We start from the raw sequence: 3678 nt of genomic DNA, 5'->3' as shown, positions 1-3678 counted from the left end.
CGCAAGTCGCTGCTCGGGCTGCTCGCGTTCGCGGAGTCGCAGACCAACAACGTCTACGAGCCGCTGCAGACCATGATCCACTCGGGTCCGCTGGCCGAGTTCGTGCACGTGCGCGAGGGGTTCATCCGGCTCCCGAACCGCGGGAAGATCGTGCCGCTGTCGTCGGCGGCGAAGTCCAAGCTCGGGCAGCCCCTCACCGGCGGCCTGGGTGACGAGTCGGGGCTCTACACCTCCTCCAACCGGGTGCTCGACACGTGGCAGACCATGCGCCGCGGCATAGCCGCGATGCAGGGCCGCACCATCGAGCTCACGAACCCGTGGGACCCGATGGAGAACTCGGCCGCCCAGCAGGCATTCGAGTCACGGGTGAAGGACATCTTCCGGTACTACCGCAAGCCGCCGGCCGAGCTGGACTACCGCAAGAAGCGCGACCGTCACCAGATCCACGTCCACGTCTACTCCGACTCGCCGTGGGTCGACCCCAAGAGCATCGATGCTGAGGCGGACGAGCTCGTGGAGAAGGACCCCACGCAGGCTGAGCGGTTCTTCGGGAACCGGCTGGTGCAGGGTCTCGGGTCGTTCCTCACCGATGTTCTGTGGGGCGACGCCGTCGAGGTCGAGGTGTCAGGGTCGATCTGTGCTGGCTTCGACGGGTCGAAGTCGGGGGACTGGACCGCGATCCGCGTCGAGACCCAGGACGGGCACCGGTTCACGCCCACCTACGGGCCCGACGACCGGCCGATGATCTGGAACCCCGACGAGTGGGGCGGCCGGATCCCGAAGGACGAGGTCAAGACCGCGGTCGCGACGATGTTCGAGCGGTACGACGTCGAGCGGTTCTATGCCGACCAAGACCCCATCTGGGGGACACAGATCGACGAGTGGGCGCTCGAGCACGGTGAGGACGTCGTGGTCCCGTTCCCCACCCGGTCGATCACGCGGATGCACTTCGCGCTCGACCGGTACATCAACGACCTCGCCGAAGGCGCCACCACCCACGACGACTGCGCGATCACCCGCACCCACGCGCTGAACGCGCGCAAGGTCGGGAAGCCGGGCGACAAGTACATCCTCGGCAAGCCGTCGGACCACCAGAAGATCGACGCCCTGATGGCCGACGTCCTCGCTCACGAGGCTGCTGCCGACGCTCGAGCGAGCGGTTGGGAAGCGAACACGGGCCCCGCCTACATCCGGTTGCGCCGCTGACTGCTCGACGTTGGAAGGGAGGCGGGTGCTCGTGGCTCTCGACCAGAGCGAGATCGACCTCCTGAACCGGCTCCGGGCCCGCCTGGGCGCGCGCCGGCGGCACGACGAGCTGATGTGGCGCTACTACCTCGGTCAGCAGCGCATCGAGCAGCTCGGCATGGCGATCCCTCCCGAGATGCGGCGATTCCTGGTCATCACGAACTGGTGCCGGACGCTGGTCGACACCATCAACGACCGCCAGCAGGTGCGGTCGCTGGTGCTGCCCGGTCAGGAGACCGCCGACAAGGACCTGCGGGCGATCTGGGACGCGAACAACCTCTCGGCGCACTTCTCGATGTTCAACATCGACCGGCAGGTGTTCGGTCGCGGGTTCCTCACCGTCGGCAGCAACGAGCGCGACGAGGACCTCCCGCTGGTGCGGGTCGAGTCGCCGCGGCAGATGACCGGTGTCATCGACGCCCGCAGCGAGCAGATGACGGCTGCCGCGCGGTTCTTCCGCTCCACCAACGTCGACGGCGCCCGGGTCTCCTGCTCGACGCTGTACCGGCCCAACGTCACCGTCCACACGGAGCTGCGGCGCGGCCGGTGGGTCGAGGTCGACCGCGACGAGCACAACCTGGGCGCGGTGCCGGTCGTGATGCACCTCAACCGGCGGGTGTCGGGGGAGTGGGAAGGCGAGTCGCAGATGAGCGACCTCATCCCGCTCGTCGACGCCGCCGCACGGTCGCTGACGAACCTGCAGTTCGCGCAGGAGGCCCACGGCGTGCCGTCGATCTGGGCCACCGGCATCGCGAAGGGCGACTTCGTCGACGACAAGGGCCAGCCCGTCCCGCTGTTCGAGGCGTACTTCGACGCCATCAAGATCCTGACCAGCAAGGACGCCAAGTGGGGGCAGTTCTCCCAGGCCGACCTGAAGAACTTCCAGACCGCGCTGGAGATCTACGGCAAGGAGGCCGCCAACGTCTCCGGCTTCCCGGCTCGCTACTTCGGGCTGCTGTCCTCGAACCCGCCGGCCGAGGGCGCCATCCGCGCCGACGAGGCGCGGCTCGTGCGCTCGGTGGAGCGGCAGAACGAGGAGCTCGGCATGTCGCTGGGCTGGGTCGGTGCGCTCGCCATGCGGTTCCGCACCGGCGAGTGGGTGACCGGCAACCGCGTCCGCGTCGAGTGGTTCGACCCCGCCACCCCCACCGTGTCGCAGCGTGAGGACGCGCTCGCGAAGCGGCACGCGCAGAAGGTCCTGTCTCGGGAGGGCTACTGGGACGAGCTCGGCTGGTCCGAGGCGCGCAAGGCCAAGGAGCGGGAGTACTTCGCGGCCGAGGCCGGCGACCCCACGCTCGAAAGCATCGACCGGACGCTGAGGAATGCCGACCCCGCCGGCCTCGGCGAGTAGGCACCAGCGGCGCATCGCGCGGCTCCTGGCCATCGCCCGGGCCGGGGTACGGCGAGCGTGGTCCCGGATGGACCCCGCGTCGACGTCGTGGGAGGACCAGTACCAGCAGGAGGTCGCGGGGCCAGCGCTCGCGCTCATCGCGGGCGCGCAGGTCCTGGCCGCACGCGAGTCCGACGTGTACGTCGCCGACGTCCTCAACGAGCTGGCGTTCGGGCCCCGCACCGAACCGGGTGTGCTGCGTCCCGAAGCGTTCACGGGCGTCTCCGGCGACGGGCTGCCCACAGGAGGGCTCCTCGAGCAGGCTGTCGCCCACGCCGGCCAGCGGTACAACGACCTGCGACGGACCGACCTCAGCGAGACCCTCACCGTCACCCGCGGGCCCGACATCGTCCTCGCCCGCCAGGCGCTCGACGACACCCAGGACTACATCGACGGCCTCGTCGAGACCATCCTGGCCGACACCGCCCGCGCCGCCGACGAGGCTGCGATGGCCCAACGGCCGTGGGTCACCGGTTGGGTGCGGATGGCCGAACCCGGGGCGTGCTCGCGGTGCATCGTGCTGACCGGCCGGTTCTACCTGTTCAACGAGGGGTTCGAGCGCCACCCGCGGTGCCGCTGCACCCACCTCCCGGCCCCCGACAACCGCACCGCCGCCGGCCGCGAGACCCTCGACCGGCTCATGGCAGTGGAATCCCCGGACTCCCACTTCGCGGCGCTCACCGAGACCGAACAGGACCGGGTGTTCGGCGCCGCGGGCGCGCAGGCGATCCGCGACGGCGCGGACATCTCCCGCGTCGTGAACGCACGGCGAGGGATGCGACGAGCGCAGGTCGCCGGCCGCAGCGTGCTCCTCACGACCGAGGCGACCACCCGCCGCGGCCGCACCCCTGGGCAGACCCGCGGCCCGCGGCTCATGCCGGAGTCGATCCTCGCGCTCGCCGGCGACGACCCCGCCGAGCGGATCCGTCTGCTCCGGCTCCACGGCTACATCACGTAGCCCCCACAGACCACCCCGAGGCGCGAGGCCGAGGGGAACTCCGCGACGGAGGAACCCAGTGAAGCGACTCAAGCTCAGCCCGCGC

General features: G+C 70.2%; 3 protein-coding genes. All 3 read left to right on the top strand.

What is annotated here, in order from left to right; translation table 11 throughout:
- On the top strand, positions 1 to 1206 hold a 1206-nt coding region (locus KK617_RS18510), incomplete at its 5' end, for a hypothetical protein (RefSeq protein WP_277501662.1).
- A 31-nt stretch (positions 1207 to 1237) separates the two neighbouring features.
- On the top strand, positions 1238 to 2596 hold the full coding sequence (locus tag KK617_RS18505) for a phage portal protein (RefSeq protein ID WP_277501661.1): 1359 nt from the start codon (positions 1238 to 1240) through the stop codon (positions 2594 to 2596).
- Entirely contained in the window at positions 2568 to 3593 is a 1026-nt protein-coding gene (locus KK617_RS18500) for a hypothetical protein (protein WP_277501660.1), read from the top strand. Before KK617_RS18505 ends, KK617_RS18500 begins: the two co-directional genes overlap by 29 nt.
- The last annotated feature ends 85 nt before the right edge of the window (positions 3594 to 3678 follow it).

This window comes from Nocardioides sp. ChNu-99, from assembly GCF_029493445.1.
Lineage (GTDB): Bacteria > Actinomycetota > Actinomycetes > Propionibacteriales > Nocardioidaceae > Nocardioides.
Note: the sequence above shows the minus strand (reverse complement) of the source record. Positions and strands in the feature narration are given on the sequence as shown.